Genomic DNA, 21,551 nt, shown 5'->3' on the forward strand with positions numbered 1-21,551 from the left:
ATTGGGTATCAACGAGCCTTTCCTTTACAAACTCGTTCCAACTGTTGGAAAAATCATGGAAAGCTACTATCCAGAAGTGCTTGAGAAACGTGACTTTATTGAGAAAATCGTTAAGAGCGAAGAAGAATCATTTGCGCGTACTCTTCACTCAGGTCAACACTTTGCCCAAGGCATCGTAGCAGACTTGAAAGAAAAAGGACAATCTGTCATTGCTGGTTCAGATGTATTTAAACTTTACGACACTTATGGATTCCCAGTTGAATTGACTGAAGAAATCGCTGAAGAAGCGGGCATGACTGTAGACCGTGAAGGTTTTGAAGCAGCTATGAAAGAACAGCAAGAACGCGCGCGTGCCTCAGCTGTCAAGGGTGGCTCAATGGGTATGCAAAATGAAACCCTTCAAAACATCACAGTGGAAAGTGTCTTCAACTACAATGCTAGCCAATTATCTTCTAAATTGGTGGCTATCGTGGCTGACAATGCAGAAGTAGAAGCTGTATCAGAAGGAACTGCCTCTCTTATCTTTGCAGAAACGCCATTCTATGCTGAAATGGGTGGACAGGTCGCTGACCATGGACAAATCTTGGATGAATCTGGTTCAGTTGTAGCTAAGGTGACAAATGTTCAGAAAGCACCAAACGGACAAGTCCTTCATACAGTTGAAGTTCTTGCACCGCTTGCCTTGAACCAAGAATATACCTTGGCAATTGATACAAATCGTCGTCACCGTGTTATGAAAAACCACACTGCGACTCACTTGCTTCACGCTGCCCTTCATAATATCCTTGGGAATCATGCAACACAAGCAGGTTCTCTTAACGAAGTTGAATTCCTTCGCTTTGACTTTACTCACTTCCAAGCAGTAACTGCTGAAGAATTGCGTGCGATTGAACAGCAAGTCAACGAAAAAATCTGGGAAGCCATTGCTGTAGAAACTGTTGAAACGGATATTGACACTGCCAAAGAAATGGGTGCTATGGCCCTCTTTGGTGAGAAATACGGCAAGGAAGTCCGTGTTGTCACTATCGGTGACTACTCTATCGAGCTTTGTGGTGGTACCCACGTTGGCAACACTTCTGAGATTGGTCTCTTCAAGATTGTCAAAGAAGAAGGGATCGGATCAGGAACTCGCCGTATCTTGGCAGTGACTGGTAAGGAAGCCTTTGAAGCCTACCGTGAACAAGAAGACGCTCTTAAAGCTGTCGCAGCAACCTTGAAAGCACCTCAAGTCAAGGAAGTGCCTCACAAGGTAGAAGGACTCCAAGAACAACTTCGTCAACTTCAAAAGGAAAATGCTGAGTTGAAAGAAAAAGCCGCAGCTGCAGCCGCAGGCGACATCTTCAAGGATGTGAAGGAAGTCAATGGTCACCGTTACATTGCTAGCCAAGTATCTGTATCTGACGCTGGTGCCCTTCGTACTTTTGCGGATAACTGGAAACAAAAAGACTACTCTGATCTTCTTGTCCTTGTTGCAGCAATTGGGGACAAAGTTAATGTCCTTGTAGCAAGCAAGACAAAAGACCTTCATGCAGGAAACCTTGTCAAAGAATTAGCACCAATCGTCGATGGACGTGGTGGTGGTAAACCAGACATGGCCATGGCAGGAGGAAGCAACCAAGCTAAGATCCAAGAATTGTTGGATGCAGTAGCAGGTAAATTGTAAGATAATAAAGATCTATCCACTTGGGTAGGTCTTTTTGTGAATACAAAAAAACCAAATCCGCTTGGATCTGGCTTGATGATTATAAGCTATTAGATAGTATTGGCTGCCCAGACACTTACCGAAGCAGCTGAGACAGGGAATTGTCCATAACCTTCCTCATCGATGATAACTTGAGCTTGGTGGTTTTCAAGTAGATCTACAAAGGTTTGGTTAGCCCATTCTTGGCCGATAAACATTGATTTGCTGTTTTCTTGGTCATTTGAGATGAGAACTGCGATTGGGGATTGATTTTCAGCACCTGAACGTACCCAACCGATACAGTTAGGATCATCAAAGTAGTCATTTTGTTCTCCATAGGCCAAGTCTTTTCGGATGGCTAGGAGGCGGTCAAGGACTTCTTTGAAATCTTGTTGAGCATACTGCCCTGAAATCCCATAGTAGTCGCCGTAAAAGACACATGGAAGGCCATTTTGGCGTAACAGAATGAGGGCATAGGCTGCTGGTTTGAACCATTCTTCAACAGTCGATTCAAGGGCTTGTCCTCGTTGGGTATCATGGTTGTCGACAAAGGTCACAGCCTTATCAGGCTTGAGTTCAACCAAGCTATCTGTGAAAATACCACGAAGGTCATAGTTTGCGCCAGCTTGACTGGCTTCAAAGAGATTCTGGTGTAGACGAACATCGACAAGGTCAAAGCGTTCTTCCGTTTTTTCAAGATAGTCCAGATTGGCTTCCTTGTCAGGATTCCAGAATTCACCAAAAACATAGAAATCGTCACCGTATCTTTCCTTCATATCTCGGATGAAATTGCGCATGAAGAAAGAGTCAATGTGCTTAACGGCATCCAAGCGGAAACCAGCTACACCAGTTGTCTCCATGAACCATTCAGCCCAGTCATAGATATTTTGAATGACTTCAGGATGTTTAAAGTCTAGGTCGGCATACATGAGGTAGTCATAGTTTCCGTTTTCGTTATCGACCAATTCCTCATTTGCCCAGCCTTTATTGTCACCTTGGATCAGATAAATCCCAGACTTACGGCGTTTGGCATCATAGTCTGTACCTGTGAAGTGGTACCAGTGCCAGTGGAAGTCATTGTAGGTATCTTGGCGACCATCGAAGGTAAAGCTAGTCCAGCCATTGATGGTGAAGGGTTCCCCAAGTTCAACTGTACGGTCTACAGGGTCTACTTCGATAACCTGAAAGGCTTCCATGTGATCGGCTGCAGCCTTGTGGTTGAGTACCACATCGGCCATAGGCTGGATTCCCTGTGCTTTTAGGGCTTGAATAGCTTGAAGATAGTCTTCTTTGAAACCATACTTGGTACGGACTGTCCCTTTTTGGTTGAACTCTCCAAGGTCAAATAGGTCATAGACACCATAGCCGACATCTTTTTCATTGGTTGCCTTAAAAGCTGGTGGCATCCAGACATGACTAATACCGAGATTAGCAAGGTGTTGAGCATCTTCAGCCAGACGCGTCCAGTGCTGGCCGTCATGGGGCAGATACCATTCAAAGTATTGCATGAGTGTTTGATTTTGCATGATTTTTCCTCTTACTTGTCAATCTTGTTCTTTATTCTATCATAAAGTATCGGTTAGCTCAAACGTTTGCGTAAAATAGAAGACATGTATTTCAACTATTCAAGATAAAGTGTTGATTTTTAAAATGAAAGCGCTATAATGATAGTGAATTACATAGATAAAGAGAGGAGATTTCTCATGATTGAATTTCAAAATGTTAGTAAGTTGTATGGTGATAAAGAGGCCTTGAGCAATCTCAATTTGCAGATTGAAAATGGAGAGATTATGGGCTTGATTGGCCATAATGGAGCTGGGAAATCGACCACTATAAAATCCCTAGTCAGTATCATTTCGCCCAGCAGTGGTCGTATTTTGGTAGACGGTTTAGATTTATCGGAAAATCGCTTGGCTGTTAAACGAAAGATTGGCTACGTAGCAGACTCGCCTGACTTATTTTTACGCTTAACAGCCAATGAATTTTGGGAATTGATTGCTTCATCCTATGATCTGACTAGCTCTGACTTGGAGGCTAGTCTAGCTAGGTTATTGAGTGTTTTTGATTTTGCTGAAAATCGTTATCAGGTTATTGAAACCCTTTCTCACGGTATGCGTCAGAAAGTCTTTGTCATTGGGGCACTCTTGTCTGACCCTGATATTTGGGTTTTGGACGAACCCTTGACTGGTTTGGATCCCCAGGCTGCCTTTGATTTGAAGCAAATGATGAAGGAGCATGCACAAAAAGGCAAGACAGTCTTGTTTTCAACTCATGTCCTAGAGGTGGCAGAGCAAGTCTGTGATCGGATTGCCATTTTAAAAAAGGGGCATTTGATCTATTGTGGTAGCGTAGAGGACTTGAGAAAAGACCACCCAGACCAGTCTTTGGAAAGTATCTACCTTAGTCTTGCTGGTAGAAAAGAGGAGGTTGCGGATGCGTCTCAAGGTCATTAAAAAATTAGTTGATATCAATATCCTCTATTCATCTAAAGAAGCGAATCTGGCTAACCTACGAAAGAAGCAGGCTAAGAATCCTGGGAAAAAAGTAAATGTTTCCGCTAGAGTCCTAAGTTCTTACATTTTTTCTAGTCTCTTGATGCTTTTCATGTTTATAAATATAGCCTTTCGTTTTCCTTTTGAGGAAATGCCTGTTTATTTTAGCTTCATGGTTGCTATTTTACTAGTGATTGCCTTTTCAACTTCTTTAACAGCTTTTTACAATGTCTTTTATGAGAGTAAGGACCTAGTCTCCTATAGGCCCTATGCCTTTAAAGAATCAGAGATTATAATCGCTAAAGGACTGTCTGTCCTCTTGCCAGCTCTAGCTGGAATTATACCAATCCTAGCTTATTTTCTAGTCCTCTACATTAGGCTAGCCCCTTCTCTGTGGCTGGGTTTGCCTTTGATGCTGCTGTCCTTGGTCTTATTATTTGTCTCTTTGGCTTTAGTGATGATAGTGGCAGTGCATTTCTTGGCTCAAACTACCGTTTTTAGAAAGTATCAGTCTATTTTTTCGAATGTGATGATTGGGATAGGAGTTCTCATACCTTTAATATTTGTCTTCTTTCTACAGTCGACTTCTAGAGATATAGTTGACAGAGTTAGAGATATTCCATTTCTCCTTTATCCTATTCATCTCTTTTACAAAATAGCAGTGGAGCCTTTTTCGACAGAGGCCATACTGGGTCTGCTCGCTTGGATAGCTTTAACTGTTTTCTTGCTTTATCTGACCAAAAAGAAGGTTTTTCCTCATTTTTATGACGTGATTCTGCTTAACAGTGAGGAGAAGGTCAAAAAAGAACGTCGCAGTAAAGAGGGGATTTCAAGAACTAAAAAGGGATTTTTCCGCATGGTTTTGCGCTACAACCTCTCCCTCTTGGGACAGGGGACTGGCGTGATTACAGTACTTTTTACAAGTGCGTTCCTTCCCTATCTCATGATGATTGGTCCGATTTCCACAATCCGAGATTCTCAGTTAGTTCCAGACGTTCATCCTCGATACTGGTTACCCTTGTTTTTCGTGGGAATGTTTATAGCAGTTGTCAATAACAATATCACCAGCCTTCCTTCAATTGCCTTATCCTTGGAGAGGGAAAATGTTGATTTTCTGAAGAGTTTACCCTTTGACTTTGCTCGTTATGTGAAAGTGAAATTTTGGATTATCTTTGCTGTCCAGTCCTTTTTACCTATCTTGACTTTACTTGGTCTTTCCCTTTATTTAGGATTGCCTATCCTTTCGATGATTTACCTTCTTGTGGCATGGGTTCTTGCCAGTGTCAGCCTTTCTTGCCACCATTATTTTAAAGATATGAAAAATCTGTCAACCAATTGGAGTAGCATTACGGACCTGGTGAATCGTTCAAAAGGTATAGTCACAATGGTTTTGATTATTATTTATAGTGCTATCTTATTGATTTCAACTATTGTGAGCGTATACTTGCTTCAGTCTCTTTCCCCTGTCCTTGCCATCAGCTTGGGAGTAGGAGCTCTTATCCTCCTGCTTGGTCTTGCTATATTTAGCTATCATTACTACCTGTCACGGATATTGTTAGAGATAGAAAAAAGATAAGGTTGTTGGTCGCTTACTTGATAAATTTTTAAAAAGAAATGCTCCTCCAAGACGGAAGAGCATCTTTTATTGTGATTTTGATTCAGTTTCTGCAGACTCTGGATGGAGTTCTTGGTAACTTGGTGCCTTGAAAAGGTCAGTACTGGTCTTACCTTGTCGTTGGCTAAAGAGACTGGTTGATTGACTTCCTTTTTCCTGCTCAATCTTTTGCAGAATTGGTAAAGAATTGAGGTAAGAAATACTTTCTGTATCAACTTTTCCAAGATGATCTGCTTGGTAGAAACGTATCAAATCACCAGTTTGAATCTGGTCGCTGATTTTCAGCTGTTGGCTGGCTGCCTGCCGAACGATTTCTAGTTCAGTCTGAGCTTGTTCATCAAGATTACTGATTTCAAGACCGCTCTCAGTATAGTAGGTTCGTCCGTCATAACTGGTGTATTTAGGTGTGACGAAGGAATTGGCAGTTCGAAAGGCAACGATTTCTTGATGATCTGGAGACAGAAGGTCTTGGCCGACTTGAAGGAAGGAATTGGACTCAATACCAAGGAGGTGTTCGAGAGTCGGTAAGATATCGATTTGTCCACCGTAGGTATTGATGATTTGTCCTTTTTCATAGCCAGGCATGACCACCATAAAAGGCACTCGTTGCAACATGGCATTGTCGTAATTAGACCAGTTCTCAGAAGTCTTACCAATCAAGGGAGCCAGGTCAGGATTGCGGGAGTTAGAAATTCCATAATGGTCTCCGTAGATGACGATGATGGATTTTTCATAGAGGCCACTTTCTTTGAGATAGTCAAAGAAGGCCTTGATAGCACTATCCAGATAGTTTGCTGTTTGGAAGTAGCCATTGATGGTTTCATCTTTGGTTTTAGCCAGTGGGAAACCAAGCTCATCGCCTGTCAGATTGCTAGCATAGGGATAGTGATTGGACACCGTGATATATTTAGCATAAAAAGGCTGCTGTAAATGCTCCAGATACTGAATAGAATCTTTCATCATGATTTTATCATTTAAACCATATTGGAAAGAATTGCTACTGTCTTGCTTGGTGAAGTAGGAAGCATCAAAGAAGTATTGGTAGCCCCATTGTTTATAGGTCGTATTTCGATTCCAGAAGGTCCCGATATTACCGTGAAAGACGGCACTCGATTGATAGCCGTTTTTTGATAGGATAAAAGGAGCTGCCTGCTGGGTATTGGTACCACCGTAATTGACCATAAAGGAACCTTGGTCAAGTCCAAACAAGCCAGTTTCTAGCATGGTTTCTGCATCTGAGGTCTTACCAGCCTTGACTTGGTTAAAGATATTCGAAAAGGCTAGGGTTGATTGCGAATGGTAGAGGGAATTAAGGAAGGGAGTGACTTCATGATCAGTTCCATCTATGTTGAGTTTATAGTCCAGTAGGAACTGCTGAAAACTCTCTAAGTGGAGATAAATCACATTTTTCCCTTTGGCAAGGCCAAAATAGTCTGGATTGGGCTTAGCAGAATGTTCTTGAATATAGTCTGTGATAGGTTGAAGGTCGGTCTCAGAAGCCTTGGCACGTTCTTTGTTGGCGCTGTAGGATTGGTTGGCACTATAGCCCAAAAAGGCTGGCAAACTAAGGGCACGAACAATATAATAATTAGAAAATCCTCGCGATAGGAGATCGGGACGTTCGATTTCAGCCAAGAAAAGATTAGCAGAAAAGAGCAGGGCTGAGAGAGCAGTGATGGCAACACTGGAGCGGAATTTGAAAGGTCTCCTATCCAGCTGGATGAGCTTCTTATAGAGAAGATAAGCCAGCAATGGGAAATCCATAAAATAGATGAAATCCCAAAAGCGCAGTAACTCTAGTTCGGCAGTACCAACAGACACCTTGCTGACCACTTTCATGGTATTGGCCGTGATAAAGTCACTAAATTCTCGATAGTAAAAAATATTAGAATAGAGCCAAATGAATAAAAGGCTGTAAATAGCTATACTAAGACTGTAAAAGGCCTTGGTTGAGCGAGCATAGAGGGCTAGAGCCAGCAGGAGCAATCCCAAGGGAAGGGGATTGAAAAAAGCGATAAAGGCAAGGTAATTCCCTTGCAGCTTGCCCACTTGAATATCTAAATTGAAGTCAACGGTATAGGCTAATAAGGTTTTGAGCCAATAGAGGATTAAAAGGGTTAGGACAAAACCCAGTCTGGTACCCATGGCTTTTTGGATTTTGTTAAAATTGATTCTCACACAATTACTTCCTAAGTTTTTATTAGTATTAGTATACCATTTTTTAAAACTAGAGTAAAAAAGCAAGGGTAGTTTCTTTTTTGAGAATTGTCACAAAATTTGCTATAATAGTGACTATGAATAGAATAAGAGTCAACAAACGGGTTGAAAAAAAGCTTTCAAAGGGGCTTGTTTTACTAGAAGCCAGTGATCTTGAGAATGTCAATCTCAAGGATCAGGAAGTAGAAGTCCATAGTCAAGATGGAAACTTTCTTGGTACTGCCTACCTTTCTCAGCAAAACAAGGGCTTGGGCTGGTTTGTTAGCAAAGACAAGGTGACCTTCAATCAAGCTTTCTTTGAAACGCTGTTTAGACAAGCTAAAGAAAAGAGAAGTGCCTACTATCAAGATGATTTGACAACTGCCTTTCGTCTCTTCAACCAAGAGGGAGATGGTTTTGGCGGTCTGACAGTGGACCTTTATGGCGACTATGCTGTCTTTTCTTGGTATAACTCTTATGTATATCAGATTCGCAAGGTTATCTCAGAAGCCTTTAGACAGGTTTTTCCTGAGGTTTTAGGGACCTATGAGAAGATCCGTTTTAAGGGTCTAGACTATGAATCTGCCCATGTTTATGGTCAAGAAGCACCTGACTTTTTCACTGTTTTGGAAAATGGTGTCCTCTATCAAGTCTTTATGAATGATGGCTTGATGACAGGGATTTTCCTAGACCAGCATGAAGTTCGCGGTAGTCTAGTTGATGGATTGGCTATGGGTAAATCCCTGCTCAACATGTTTTCCTATACAGCAGCCTTCTCAGTAGCTGCGGCCATGGGGGGAGCAAGCCAGACAACTTCTGTTGATTTAGCCAAACGTTCACGAGAATTGTCTCAAGCGCATTTTCAGGCAAATGGGATCAGCACAGACGACCATCGTTTTGTAGTCATGGATGTCTTTGAGTATTTCAAGTATGCCAAGCGAAAAGGCTTGACTTATGATGTGATTGTCCTAGATCCGCCTAGCTTTGCTCGGAATAAAAAACAAACGTTCTCTGTGGCCAAGGATTATCACAAGTTGATTTCCCAGAGTCTTGAGATTTTAAATCCTGGAGGAATTATCATTGCCAGCACCAATGCTGCCAATGTTTCCCGCCAGAAATTTACAGAACAAATTGATAAAGGCTTTGCAGGAAGAAGTTACCAGATTTTAAACAAATACGGTCTTCCAGCAGATTTCGCCTATAATAAAAAAGATGAAAGTAGTAATTACCTCAAGGTGATTAGTATGAAGGTTAGTAAATGAAATTAATCGTTTCAGTAATGCCAAGAAGTTTAGAGGAGGCCCAGGCTCTGGATGCCACGAGGTATCAGGATGCTGATATCATTGAATGGCGCGCCGACTATCTGCCTAAGGAAGCGATTTTGCAGGTGGCTCCAGCTATTTTTGAAAAATTCGCAGGTCGTGAGTTGGTTTTCACTCTGCGAACTCGCGCTGAAGGGGGAGAAATCGACCTTTCTTCAGAAGAATATATCCATCTAATCAAGGAAGTGGCGCAACTCTATCAACCAGACTATATTGATTTTGAGTACTATAGCTACAAGGATGTTTTTGAGGAAATGCTGGACTTCCCAAATCTCGTTTTGAGTTACCACAATTTCCAAGAAACGCCTGAAAACATGATGGAAATCTTGTCAGAGTTGACGAGCCTAAATCCAAAACTTGTCAAGGTTGCGGTGATGGCTCACACGGAACAGGATGTGCTAGACTTGATGAACTATACACGAGGCTTTAAAACTCTCAATCCTGAGCAGGAATATGTAACTATTTCTATGGGCAAGGTAGGCAAGGTATCTCGTATCACTGCGGATGTGACAGGTTCGAGCTGGTCCTTTGCTAGTCTAGATGAGGCAAGTGCCCCTGGTCAGATTTCTCTAGCTAACATGAAAAAAATCAGGGAGATTTTGGATGAAGCTTGATGGCTATACACGTTTGGCTGCAGTCGTTGCCAACCCTATTAAGCATTCTATCTCTCCCTTCATCCACAATAGGTCCTTTGAGGCGACAGCTACCAATGGTGCTTACGTAGCTTGGGAGATTGAAGCGGCTGACTTAGCAGAAACAGTGGCTAATATTCGTCGCTATCAGATGTTTGGTATCAACTTGTCCATGCCCTATAAGGAGCAAGTGATTCCATATTTGGATGAGCTGAGTGACGAAGCGCGCTTGATTGGTGCGGTCAATACGGTTGTCAATCATAATGGCAATTTAATTGGATATAATACAGATGGCAAGGGATTTTTTAAGAGCTTGCCTTCTTTTACAATTACAGGTAAGAAAATGACACTGCTGGGTGCAGGTGGTGCGGCCAAGTCTATCTTGGCGCAGGCTATTTTGGATGGCGTCAGTCAGATTTCAGTCTTTGTTCGTTCAGTTTCCATGGAAAAAACAAGACCTTATCTAGACAAGTTACAAGAGCAGACAGGTTTTAAAGTGGACTTGTATGCTTTAGAAGATGTTCCCGAACTGCAAGCAAGGATTGCTGGGTCGGATTTACTGGTCAATGCGACAAGTGTAGGAATGGATGGTCAATCATCTCCAGTTCCTGAAAACATTGTCCTATCAGAAACTCTTTTAGTAGCAGATATCATTTACAAGCCTTTTGAAACCCCATTTTTGAAATGGGCCAGAAGTCAGGGAAATCCAGCGATCAATGGTCTGGGAATGTTGCTCTATCAAGCTGCAGAAGCTTTTCAACTGTGGACAGGAAAGGAAATGCCGACAGAAGAGATTTGGCAGTCTTTAACAGAAAAATACCAATAAAGAAAGGGAGATTCTCCTATGAAAATCAGAATCGATATTCCTCATCATCCTTATGATATTCAGATTGAAAAAGGTTGTCTGGCTCAGGCTGGCCAATGGTTGCGAGAACTATGGCAACCACAAAAAGTGGTCATTGTAACAGACAACCATGTAGCTTCTCTTTATGCAGAGAAGGTCAAGCTCAGCCTAGAAGATGCTGGTTTTCAGGTAGCGGTTTTTGACTTTTTAGAAGGGGAAGAAAGAAAGAATTTAACTACTGTCCAGAAAGTCTATGAATTTTTAGTCAAGCAAGGTCTGACTCGTAGCGATGGAATCGTGGCTCTCGGAGGTGGTGTCGTTGGAGACCTGGCTGGTTTTGTAGCCTCTACCTATATGCGAGGTATTCACTTTGTTCAGATTCCGACCAGTTTAACTGCTCAGGTGGATTCGTCTATCGGCGGAAAGACGGGTGTTAATACTCCTTTTGCTAAAAATATGGTAGGAACCTTTGCCCAACCAGATGGGGTTCTGATTGACCCACTTGTTCTTGAAACCCTTGGGAAAAGAGAGTTGATTGAAGGGATGGGTGAAGTTATCAAATATGGCTTGATTGAGGATCCAGAACTGTGGAAAATTTTGACGGAGCTAGATGGTTCTGTAGAGAGCATTCTGGAACATGCAGAGACCTTGATTGAACATTCTTGTCAGGTCAAGCGCAAGATGGTAGTTGAGGATGAGCTGGACAATGGTGTACGCCTTTACCTCAATTTTGGCCACACTATTGGTCATGCTATTGAAGCGACTGCCGGTTATGGCAAGGTCATGCATGGAGAGGCTGTAGCCATGGGCATGGTTCAGATTTCCAAGGTAGCTGAGGAAAAAGGCCTTATGCCAGCTGGTATTACCCAATCTATCACAGAGATGTGCCAGAAGTTTGGTTTGCCTGTTGACTATGAAAACTGGGATGTAGATAAGCTTTATCAAGCTTTGACTCATGACAAGAAAGCGCGTGGCAATACCTTGAAATTGGTCTTGGTACCAGAGCTTGGTTCAGCGACTATTCACCCAGTTTCTCTGGAAGAGATGAAAGACTACTTGGTAAAATAAGGAGAGTGTATGAGATATTTAACAGCAGGAGAATCACACGGTCCTCGTCTGACGGCTATCATTGAGGGAATTCCAGCTGGACTTCCCTTGACAGCAGAGGACATCAATGAGGATTTGAAACGTCGTCAGGGTGGATATGGCCGCGGTGGTCGTATGAAGATTGAGAGTGACCAAGTTGTCTTTACTTCGGGTGTTCGCCATGGGAAGACTACTGGGGCTCCCATTACTATGGATGTCGTCAATAAGGACCATCAGAAATGGCTGGATATCATGTCTGCGGAGGACATTGAAGACCGCCTAAAAAGCAAACGGAAAATCACCCATCCACGTCCAGGTCATGCCGACTTGGTTGGGGGCATCAAGTACCGTTTTGATGATTTGCGTAATTCCTTGGAGCGCTCATCTGCTCGTGAAACAACTATGCGGGTGGCAGTTGGGGCAGTAGCCAAACGCCTCTTGACTGAGCTGAATATGGAGATTGCCAACCATGTTGTAGTATTCGGTGGCAAGGAAATCGATGTTCCTGAAAATCTAACAGTCGCTGAGATTAAGGAACGAGTTGCCCAGTCCGAAGTTTCTATTGTTAACCAAGAAAGGGAACAGGAAATCAAGGACTATATTGACCAAATCAAGCGTGATGGAGATACCATCGGTGGGGTTGTCGAGACAGTTGTCGGAGGTGTTCCAGTTGGTCTTGGTTCCTATGTCCAATGGGACAGAAAATTGGATGCCAGACTTGCCCAAGCAGTTGTCTCTATCAATGCCTTTAAAGGGGTTGAATTTGGTCTTGGCTTTGAAGCTGGTTACCGCAAAGGTAGCCAAGTTATGGATGAGATTCTCTGGTCTAAAGAAGACGGCTATATTCGCCGTACTAACAATCTTGGCGGCTTTGAAGGTGGTATGACCAACGGGCAACCGATCGTTGTTCGTGGAGTTATGAAACCTATTCCTACTCTTTATAAGCCTCTTATGAGTGTGGATATCGAAACCCACGAACCTTATAAGGCAACCGTGGAGAGAAGTGATCCGACCGCTCTTCCAGCAGCCGGTGTGGTCATGGAAGCCGTTGTGGCAACGGTTCTGGCACAAGAAATCCTTGAAAAATTCTCATCAGACAATCTAGAGGAATTAAAAGAAGCGGTAGCCAAACACCGAGACTATACAAAGAACTATTAAGGAGTTCCTATGGCAAAAACAGTCTATATCGCAGGTCTTGGTTTGATCGGTGCCTCGATGGCACTTGGTATCAAACGCGATCATCCAGATTATGAAATTTTAGGTTATAATCGCAGTCAAGCTTCGAGAGATATTGCCTTGAAAGAAGGCATGATTGACCGTGCAACGGATGATTTTGCTAGTTTTGCTCCTTTGGCAGATATCATTATTCTCAGTTTGCCAATCAAACAAACCATTGCTTTCATTAAGGAGTTGGCCGACTTGGACTTGAAAGAAGGCGTGATTATTTCAGATGCCGGTTCGACCAAGTCAGCTATTGTGGATGCGGCGGAGCAATATTTGGCTGGCAAGTCTGTTCGTTTTGTCGGGGCCCATCCCATGGCTGGTAGTCACAAGACAGGGGCTGCCTCTGCGGATGTCAATCTCTTTGAAAATGCCTATTATATCTTCACACCTTCAAGCCTGACAAGTCAGGACACGCTTGATGAAATGAAGGATCTGCTTTCAGGTCTTCATGCCCGTTTTATCGAGATTGATGCCAAGGAGCACGATCGAGTGACTTCTCAGATTAGCCATTTTCCTCATATTCTGGCTTCCAGTCTCATGGAGCAGACCGCGGTTTATGCTCAAGAACATGAGATGGCAAGGCGATTTGCGGCCGGTGGTTTTCGAGATATGACTCGAATTGCAGAAAGCGAGCCGGGTATGTGGACCTCCATTCTCTTGTCCAATCGTGAAACTATTCTGGATCGAATTGCGGATTTTAAGGAACGTTTAGAAGCGGTTGGACAAGCCATCAGCAAGGGAGATGAAGAGCAAATCTGGAATTTTTTCAACCAAGCGCGTGAGCAACGTCAGGCTATGGAAATCCATAAGCGTGGTGGTGTGGATAGCTCTTATGACCTCTATGTTGACGTTCCCGATGAAGAAAACGTCATCTTGAGGATTTTGGAATTGCTACGTGGAACTTCCTTGGTCAATATTCATATCAACGAGGAAAACCGTGAAGATATTCACGGGATTCTACAAATTTCATTTAAAAATGCTCAAGACTTGGAACGAGCTGAGCATCTCATAACAGAAAATACCGACTACACAGTCGTCATCAAATAAGGAGAAAATCATGTCAAATATTTACGATAGTGCAAACGAACTCAGTCGCGGCCTACGCGAATTACCAGAATACAAGGCTGTCAAAGCAGCTAAAGATGCGATTTCAGCAGATGCTGAGGCAAGCAAAATTTTTACAGAATATGTTGCCTTTCAAGAGGAAATTCAAAAACTAGCACAGACAGGTCAAATGCCAGACGCTTCCTTCCAAGCTAAAATGGAAGGCTTTGGCAAGCAGATTCAGGGGAATAGCCTCTTGTCAGAATTCTTTACCAAGCAACAACAATTGGCAATTTACCTTTCTGACATTGAAAAAATTGTTTTTGAACCAGTTTCAGAATTGCTAAAATAAGAAAATAACTATCATAAAGTCAGGAATTTTTAAGGAATTTCTGGCTTTTTATGATAAAATAGGTAAAAGTATTGCAAGTATGAGGTCCAGTATGAAACTAAAAACAAACATTCGCCACTTACATGGCAGTATCCGCGTCCCAGGTGACAAGTCTATTAGCCATCGTTCCATTATCTTTGGAAGTTTGGCTGAGGGCGAGACCAAGGTTTATGATATATTACGTGGCGAAGACGTCCTTTCGACCATGCAAGTCTTTCGTGACCTTGGTGTTGAGATTGAGGATAAAGATGAGGTTATTACCATTCAAGGTGTCGGTATGGACGGCCTAAAAGCTCCGCAAAATGCCCTTGATATGGGAAATTCTGGAACCTCGATTCGTCTGATTTCAGGTGTCCTTGCTGGTGCAGATTTTGAAGTAGAGATGTTTGGCGATGACAGTCTTTCCAAACGTCCTATGGACCGTGTGACCCTTCCACTGAAAAAAATGGGCGTTAGTATTTCAGGGCAAACTGAGCGAGACCTGCCTCCCCTTCATTTAAAAGGGACGAAAAACCTAAGACCTATTCATTATGAGTTGCCGATTGCTTCTGCCCAAGTCAAGTCAGCCTTGATGTTTGCGGCCTTGCAGGCTCAGGGGGAGTCCGTTATTATCGAAAAAGAGTACACCCGTAATCATACGGAAGATATGTTACAACAATTTGGTGGTCATTTAAGTGTGGATGGCAAGAAAATCACAGTCCAAGGACCTCAAAAACTGACTGGACAAAAGGTGGTCGTACCAGGAGATATTTCCAGTGCAGCCTTTTGGTTGGTTGCAGGTTTGATTGTTCCAAACTCTCGTGTGGTGCTTAAAAATGTGGGCATCAACGAAACGCGTACAGGTATTATCGATGTCATTCGTGCCATGGGTGGAAAATTAGAAGTTACTGAAATTGACCCAATCGCTAAATCTGCTACTTTGACTGTTGAGTCTTCTGACTTGAAAGGAACAGAGATTGGTGGAGCTTTGATTCCACGCTTGATTGATGAATTGCCAGTTATCGCTCTACTGGCGACCCAAGCTCAAGGCGTAACAGTTATTAAGGATGCTGAGGAACTTAAGGTCAAGGAAACAGACCGCATTCAGGTAGTGGCAGATGCCTTAAATAGTATGGGAGCAGATATCACACCTACAGCAGATGGAATGATTATCAAAGGAAAATCAGCCCTTCACGGTGCTAGAGTCAATACTTTTGGAGACCATCGTATCGGCATGATGACGGCTATCGCGGCCCTCTTGGTTGCAGATGGAGAGGTGGATCTTGACCGTGCTGAAGCTATCAATACCAGCTATCCTAGCTTCTTTGATGATTTGGAGAACTTGATTCATGGCTAAGGTATTACTAGGATTTATGGGAGCTGGCAAATCGACTATTGCAAGAGGCTTGGACCCTAATTACCTTGATATGGATGCCCTGATTGAGAAACGCTTAGGTATGTCCATTACGGAATTTTTCGCGGAAAAGGGCGAAGTGGCCTTTCGTCAGGTAGAGTCTGAAGTCCTGGCTGATTTACTACAAAGAGATCAAGTTGTGTCAACTGGCGGAGGAGTGGTCATTTCTCAGCGAAATCGTGACTTACTAAAGACAAATTCTGATAATATCTATCTGAAAGCTGATTTTGAAATCCTCTACCAACGCATATCAGCTGATAAGGACAATCAGCGCCCACTTTTTCTAAATAATAGCAAGGAAGAACTTGCAGCGATTTTCCAAGAAAGACAGGCTTGGTATGAGGAAGTAGCTAGTCGGGTTTTGGATGTGACCGAGTTAAGCCCAGAGGAAATTATAGAGGAACTGAGATGAAAATTGCTTATCTAGGTCCCAAGGGATCATTTTCACACCACGTTGTGCAGACAGCTTTTCCTCATGAGGAATTGCAGGCTTTTGCCAACATTACAGATGTCATCAAGGCCTATGAGCAAGGGTTGGTGGACTATTCTGTGGTGCCAGTTGAAAATTCTATTGAGGGTAGTGTTCATGAAACCTTGGACTACCTTTTTCATCAGGCTCGCATTCAAGCAGTTGCAGAAATCGTTCAGCCTATTCATCAGCAGTTGATGGTGGTTCCAGGCCATACTAAGATTGAAAAGATTTTTTCACATCCACAGGCCTTGGCTCAAGGAAAGAAATTCATCGATGAACAATATCCAGAGGCCCAAATCGAAGTAACAGCTAGTACAGCTTATGCGGCCCGCTTTATTTCCGAACATCCTGACCAGCCTTTTGCGGCCATTGCTCCTAGAAGTTCTGCCGAAGAATATGGCTTGGAACTGATTGCCGAAGATATTCAAGAAATGGAAGCCAATTTCACACGTTTCTGGGTTTTGGGAGCTGAAGGTGCAACCATTCCCTTGCAAGCACAAAGTGAAAAAATGAGTTTGGCCTTGACCTTACCTGACAACCTTCCAGGTGCCCTCTATAAGGCTCTTTCGATCTTTGCTTGGCGAGGAATTGATCTGACAAAAATTGAAAGTCGGCCACTCAAGACAGCACTGGGCGAATACTTTTTCATTATCGATGTGGACTATGCTGATAAGGACTTGGTCCACTTTGCCCAAAAAGAATTAGAAGCTATTGGAATCCAGTATAAAGTAATGGGTGCCTATCCCATTTATCCAATATCAGACAATGGAAAGGAGAGAAGATGAGTAAAGAAAATCCTTTAAACCATCACGAGCAGTTACGTTATGACTATCTTTTTAAGAACATTCATTACCTCAATGAGCGAGAGAAAAAAGAGTTTGCTTACCTGCAAGGTAAGTTAAATATGGCTAGCAGTAGTAAAGCATCTCCAGAAATTCATCATGAAAATTACGATTTGGAAGAATCTTTCATGGAACCAGTCAATCAGTCTCCTCTTCCATCCTATGGTAACCGTAGTCGTGCAAAAAAATACCAGAAAAGTCATTCTCTTCCAAAGGTTAAGCCCAAAAAACGTAAGATTCGTTGGGGGCGCATTTTTGCAGGATTGCTTGCCCTTCTAGCCTGTGTCGGTTTTGGCATGATTTTTATGTTCCTAAAAGGATATTCAAATGCGGATCCAAATAAACCTGCCAATGCTAAGGCAGCTCAAGTAGAAGTTTTTCATGGTCAAGATACCAAGGATGGGGTCAATATTTTGATTATGGGGACGGATGGACGGATCGGTCAAAATAGTGCTGAAACAAGAACGGACTCTATTATGGTCTTAAACGTTGGTGGCTCAGATAAGAAAATTAAGCTGGTCAGCTTCATGCGTGATAACTTAGTTTATATTGATGGATATAGTAAGATTATCAATGGAAAGAAACAAACAGATAACAAGTTAAATGTAGCCTATGAACTAGGGGAACAGGAAGGCCAAAAAGGAGCAGAAATGGTTCGCCAAGTATTGAAAGATAATTTTGACTTGGACATTAAGTACTATGCCTTGGTTGATTTTCAGGCCTTCGCAACCGCTATTGACACTCTCTTCCCTGATGGGGTGACGATTGATGCCAAATTCTCAACCTTAGAAGGTCAACCTTTAACCGAAGCTACGGTGGGAGATGACTTGCATGCTACAGAAACAGAGTCTCCAACTCAGACTATTAAAGTCGGAAAACAGCAGATGAATGGTTCAACCTTGCTAAACTATGCTCGCTTCCGTGATGATGACGAAGGTGATTATGGTCGCACCAAGAGACAACAGCAAGTATTGGCAGCTGTTCTGCAACAACTCAAGGATCCAACCAAACTCTTTACTGGATCAGAAGCACTTGGTAAGGTCTTTGGCATGACCTCTACGAATGTTCCTTATAGTTTCTTATTGACCAATGGCTTGTCCTTCCTAGACGGAGCGCAAAATGGCATTGAGAGATTAACAGTTCCAGAACTAGGTGATTGGGTAGATGATTACGATGTTTATGGAGGACAGGCACTCTTAGTAGACCAAAATAAATATCAAACTAAACTATCTCAGATGAGGATGAGATAAGATAAGACAGAAAAAATCAAGGTTCGAATCACCAGTAAAATAGTGGTTTGAACTTTGATTTTTCTTAGTGTCTGATGGATTTTTAAGGCTATTTTATGGTATAATAAAACGATATAACTCGTTATTGAACAGAAGAGGAGAGACATGAGTGATTTGAAAGCGATTCAGGCTCGTAGTCTGGAAATGGCTGAATATTTCGTCGCATTTTGTAAAGAACATGATTTGCTTTGTTATCTTTGTGGTGGAGGTGCTATTGGTGCCCTTCGAAACAAGGGTTTCATTCCTTGGGATGATGATCTAGATTTTTTTATGCCCCGTAAGGATTATGAAAAATTGGCAGAATTATGGCCTCGTTATGCAGATGAGCGTTATTTCTTGTCAAAGAGTAACAAGGATTTTGTCGACCGCAATCTTTTTATTACCATTCGTGACAAGGAAACCACCTGTATCAAACCTTATCAGCAGGATTTGGATTTGCCACATGGTCTGGCCTTGGATGTTTTGCCTTTGGATTATTATCCTAAAAATCCAGCTGAGCGGAAAAAACAGGTTCGTTGGGCCTTGATTTATTCTCTTTTTTGTGCGCAAACTATTCCAGAAAAACATGGCGCACTTATGAAGTGGGGAAGCCGTATTTTACTGGGGTTGACTCCAAAATCTCTCCGTTATCGCATTTGGAAAAAAGCTGAAAAAGAAATGACCAAGTACAGTCTAGCTGAGAGCGATGGAATCACGGAGTTATGCTCAGGGCCTGGTTACATGAGAAATAAGTATCCAATCGCATCTTTTGAAGATAATCTTTTATTGCCATTTGAAGAGACAGAGATGCCCATTCCAGTTGGCTACGATGCCTATCTCAGCACTGCTTTTGGTGATTATATGACACCTCCACCAGCAGATAAGCAGCTACCACATCATGATGCTGTTATTGCTGATATGGATAAGAGTTATAGAGAGTACAAGGGAGAATATGGTGGCTAAGAAAAAAATATTATTTTTTATGTGGTCTTTTTCTTTCGGGGGTGGCGCAGAGAAGATTCTGTCGACAATTGTTTCAAATCTAGATCCAGAAAAGTATGATATTGATATTCTTGAAATGGAACATTTTGATAAGGGATACGAATCTGTTCCCAAGCATGTGCGCATTTTAAAATCCCTTCAGGATTATCGCCAAGCCAGATGGATTCGAACTCTTTTGTGGAGAATGAGAATTTATTTTCCAAGGTTGACACGTCGCTTACTGGTGAAAGATGACTATGATGTTGAAGTTTCTTTTACTATTATGAATCCTCCACTTTTGTTCTCTAAAAGAAAAGAAGTCAGGAAAATTTCTTGGATTCATGGAAGTATCGAAGAATTTCTTAAGGATAGCTCCAAGAGAGAATCACATAGACGCCAGTTGGATGCTGCGGATACCATTGTAGGAATTTCAAAAAAGACAAGCAATTCTATCAAGGAAGTCTATCCAGACTATGCTTCGAAATTACAGACGGTCTACAATGGATATGATTTTCAGAGTATTCTAGAAAAATCTCAAGAGAAGATAAATATCGAGATAGCGCCTCAAAGTATCTGTACTATCGGACGGATTGAGGAAAATAAGGGTTCTGACCGTGTGGTGGAAGTGATGAGGTTATTACACCAAGAGGGAAAAAACTATCATCTCTACTTCATAGGGGCTGGTGACATGGAGGAGGAACTAAAAAATCGCGTCAAAGAGTATGAGCTTGAAGACTATGTACATTTCCTTGGTTATCAAAAAAATCCTTACCAGTATTTATCTAAGATGAAGGTTCTCTTGTCTATGTCTAAACAAGAAGGCTTTCCTGGAGTGTATGTAGAGGCCTTGAGTCTAGGACTTCCTTTTGTTTCTACGGATGTCGGAGGGGCTGAGGAGTTATCTCAAGAAGGACAATTTGGACAAATCATTGAGAGCAATCAAGAGGCGGCTCAGGCAATTATTGACTACATGACTTCTGCCTCAAACTTCGATGTCAATGAGGCTAGCCAATTCATTCAGCAATTTACAATTGCCAAACAAATCGAACAAGTAGAAAAACTATTAGAGGAGTAGCATGGAAACTGCATTAATTAGTGTCATTGTGCCAGTCTATAATGTGGCGCAGTACCTAGAAAAATCGATAGCTTCCATTCAGAAGCAGACCTATCAAAATCTGGAAATTATTCTTGTTGATGATGGTGCAACAGATGAAAGTGGTCGCTTGTGTGATGCAATCGCTGAACAAGATGATAGGGTGTCAGTGCTTCATAAAAAGAACGAAGGCTTGTCACAAGCGCGAAATGATGGGATGAAGCAGGCTCACGGAGATTATCTGATTTTTATTGACTCAGATGATTATATCCATCCAGAAATGATTCAGAGCTTATATGAGCAATTAATTCAAGAAGATGCGGATGTTTCGAGCTGTGGTGTCATGAATGTCTATGCTAATGATGAGAGCCCGCAGTCAGCTAATCAGGATGACTATTTTGTCTGTGATTCCCAAACATTTCTAAGGGAATACCTCATAGGTGAAAAAATTCCTGGAACAATTTGCAATAAGCTAATCAAGAAAGAGATTGCAACTGCCCTATCCTTTCCTAAGGGATTGATTTACGAAGATGCATATTACCATTTTGATTTAATCAAGTTGGCTAAGAAGTATGTGGTTAATACTAAACCCTATTATTACTATTTCCATAGAGGGGATAGTATTACAACTAAGCCTTATGCAGAGAAGGATTTAGCCTATATTGATATCTATCAAAAGTTTTATAATGAAGTTATGAAAAACTATCCTGACTTGAAAGAGGTTGCTTTCTTTAGACTGGCTTATGCCCACTTCTTTATTCTGGATAAGATGTTGCTAGATGATCAGTATAAACAGTTTGAAGCCTTTTCCCAAATTCATTGTTTCTTAAAAGGCCATGCCTTTGCTATTTTTAGGAATCCAATTTTCCGTAAGGGGAGAAGAATTAGTGCTTTGGCTCTATTCATAAATATTTCCTTATACCGATTCTTATTACTGAAAAATATTGAAAAATCTAAAAAATTACATTAGAACGG

19 protein-coding genes are annotated in these 21,551 nt (G+C 42.0%); 17 read left to right on the forward strand and 2 right to left on the reverse strand.

The window, feature by feature from the left end:
* On the forward strand, nt 1-1,663 hold a 1,663-nt coding region (gene alaS, locus KUA57_RS08995), incomplete at its 5' end, for an alanine--tRNA ligase (protein ID WP_218494117.1).
* An 89-nt stretch (nt 1,664-1,752) separates the two neighbouring features.
* On the opposite strand, the gene KUA57_RS09000 is transcribed toward alaS, so the two are convergent.
* On the reverse strand, nt 1,753-3,207 hold the full coding sequence (locus KUA57_RS09000; RefSeq protein WP_049499670.1) for an alpha-amylase: 1,455 nt from the start codon (nt 3,205-3,207) through the stop codon (nt 1,753-1,755).
* 177 nt (nt 3,208-3,384) lie between these two features.
* On the opposite strand from KUA57_RS09000, the gene KUA57_RS09005 reads away from it, so the two are divergent.
* The gene (locus tag KUA57_RS09005) at nt 3,385-4,134 is read left to right on the forward strand and encodes an ABC transporter ATP-binding protein (RefSeq protein WP_218494118.1); all 750 of its coding nucleotides are present in this window, start codon (nt 3,385-3,387) and stop codon (nt 4,132-4,134) included.
* A complete protein-coding gene (locus KUA57_RS09010) occupies nt 4,115-5,749 on the forward strand; it encodes a hypothetical protein (protein WP_218494119.1) in 1,635 nt (544 codons plus the stop codon). Before KUA57_RS09005 ends, KUA57_RS09010 begins: the two co-directional genes overlap by 20 nt.
* Before the next feature lie 66 nt (nt 5,750-5,815).
* Here KUA57_RS09010 and KUA57_RS09015 read toward each other — a convergent pair whose 3' ends face one another.
* Nucleotides 5,816-7,966: an LTA synthase family protein gene (locus tag KUA57_RS09015; protein WP_489749502.1), complete on the reverse strand. Its 2,151-nt coding sequence runs from the start codon at nt 7,964-7,966 to the stop codon at nt 5,816-5,818.
* Between the two features lie 116 nt (nt 7,967-8,082).
* Between KUA57_RS09015 and KUA57_RS09020 the strand changes: the two genes are divergently transcribed.
* The 14 genes from KUA57_RS09020 to KUA57_RS09085 all read left to right on the forward strand — a co-directional run bounded on the left by KUA57_RS09020 (nt 8,083) and on the right by KUA57_RS09085 (nt 21,546).
* Nucleotides 8,083-9,246 carry a class I SAM-dependent rRNA methyltransferase gene (locus KUA57_RS09020; protein ID WP_218494120.1) on the forward strand — a complete coding sequence of 388 codons (1,164 nt, stop codon included), beginning with the start codon at nt 8,083-8,085 and terminating at the stop codon, nt 9,244-9,246.
* Nucleotides 9,243-9,920: a type I 3-dehydroquinate dehydratase gene (gene aroD / locus KUA57_RS09025; protein WP_049487318.1), complete on the forward strand. Its 678-nt coding sequence runs from the start codon at nt 9,243-9,245 to the stop codon at nt 9,918-9,920. Before KUA57_RS09020 ends, aroD begins: the two co-directional genes overlap by 4 nt.
* On the forward strand, nt 9,910-10,764 hold the full coding sequence (locus KUA57_RS09030; RefSeq protein WP_218494121.1) for a shikimate dehydrogenase: 855 nt from the start codon (nt 9,910-9,912) through the stop codon (nt 10,762-10,764). The genes aroD and KUA57_RS09030 overlap by 11 nt, the downstream gene beginning before the upstream one ends.
* Nucleotides 10,765-10,782: 18 nt before the next feature.
* Entirely contained in the window at nt 10,783-11,850 is a 1,068-nt protein-coding gene (gene aroB, locus KUA57_RS09035) for a 3-dehydroquinate synthase (RefSeq protein WP_020903194.1), read from the forward strand.
* Nucleotides 11,851-11,859: 9 nt separating this feature from the next.
* The gene (gene aroC / locus KUA57_RS09040) at nt 11,860-13,026 is read left to right on the forward strand and encodes a chorismate synthase (RefSeq protein ID WP_020903195.1); all 1,167 of its coding nucleotides are present in this window, start codon (nt 11,860-11,862) and stop codon (nt 13,024-13,026) included.
* A 9-nt stretch (nt 13,027-13,035) separates the two neighbouring features.
* Nucleotides 13,036-14,139 carry a prephenate dehydrogenase gene (locus tag KUA57_RS09045; RefSeq protein WP_218494122.1) on the forward strand — a complete coding sequence of 368 codons (1,104 nt, stop codon included), beginning with the start codon at nt 13,036-13,038 and terminating at the stop codon, nt 14,137-14,139.
* 10 nt (nt 14,140-14,149) lie between these two features.
* The gene (locus tag KUA57_RS09050; protein ID WP_000065978.1) at nt 14,150-14,488 is read left to right on the forward strand and encodes a YlbF/YmcA family competence regulator; all 339 of its coding nucleotides are present in this window, start codon (nt 14,150-14,152) and stop codon (nt 14,486-14,488) included.
* 91 nt (nt 14,489-14,579) lie between these two features.
* Nucleotides 14,580-15,863, forward strand: a complete 1,284-nt coding sequence (gene aroA, locus KUA57_RS09055; protein ID WP_125447995.1) for a 3-phosphoshikimate 1-carboxyvinyltransferase — start codon at nt 14,580-14,582, stop codon at nt 15,861-15,863.
* Nucleotides 15,856-16,332: a shikimate kinase gene (locus KUA57_RS09060; protein ID WP_125447996.1), complete on the forward strand. Its 477-nt coding sequence runs from the start codon at nt 15,856-15,858 to the stop codon at nt 16,330-16,332. The genes aroA and KUA57_RS09060 overlap by 8 nt, the downstream gene beginning before the upstream one ends.
* Complete coding sequence (gene pheA / locus KUA57_RS09065) at nt 16,329-17,177, forward strand: prephenate dehydratase (RefSeq protein WP_218494123.1); 849 nt, start codon at nt 16,329-16,331, stop codon at nt 17,175-17,177. The genes KUA57_RS09060 and pheA overlap by 4 nt, the downstream gene beginning before the upstream one ends.
* Complete coding sequence (locus tag KUA57_RS09070; protein WP_218494124.1) at nt 17,174-18,484, forward strand: LCP family protein; 1,311 nt, start codon at nt 17,174-17,176, stop codon at nt 18,482-18,484. The genes pheA and KUA57_RS09070 overlap by 4 nt, the downstream gene beginning before the upstream one ends.
* 144 nt (nt 18,485-18,628) lie before the next feature.
* On the forward strand, nt 18,629-19,465 hold the full coding sequence (locus KUA57_RS09075; RefSeq protein ID WP_125447999.1) for a LicD family protein: 837 nt from the start codon (nt 18,629-18,631) through the stop codon (nt 19,463-19,465).
* Complete coding sequence (locus KUA57_RS09080; RefSeq protein WP_218494125.1) at nt 19,455-20,558, forward strand: glycosyltransferase; 1,104 nt, start codon at nt 19,455-19,457, stop codon at nt 20,556-20,558. The genes KUA57_RS09075 and KUA57_RS09080 overlap by 11 nt, the downstream gene beginning before the upstream one ends.
* 1 nt (nt 20,559) lies before the next feature.
* Entirely contained in the window at nt 20,560-21,546 is a 987-nt protein-coding gene (locus KUA57_RS09085) for a glycosyltransferase family 2 protein (protein ID WP_125448001.1), read from the forward strand.
* The last annotated feature ends 5 nt before the right edge of the window (nt 21,547-21,551 follow it).

This window comes from Streptococcus vulneris (assembly GCF_019218685.1).
Lineage (GTDB): Bacteria > Bacillota > Bacilli > Lactobacillales > Streptococcaceae > Streptococcus > Streptococcus vulneris.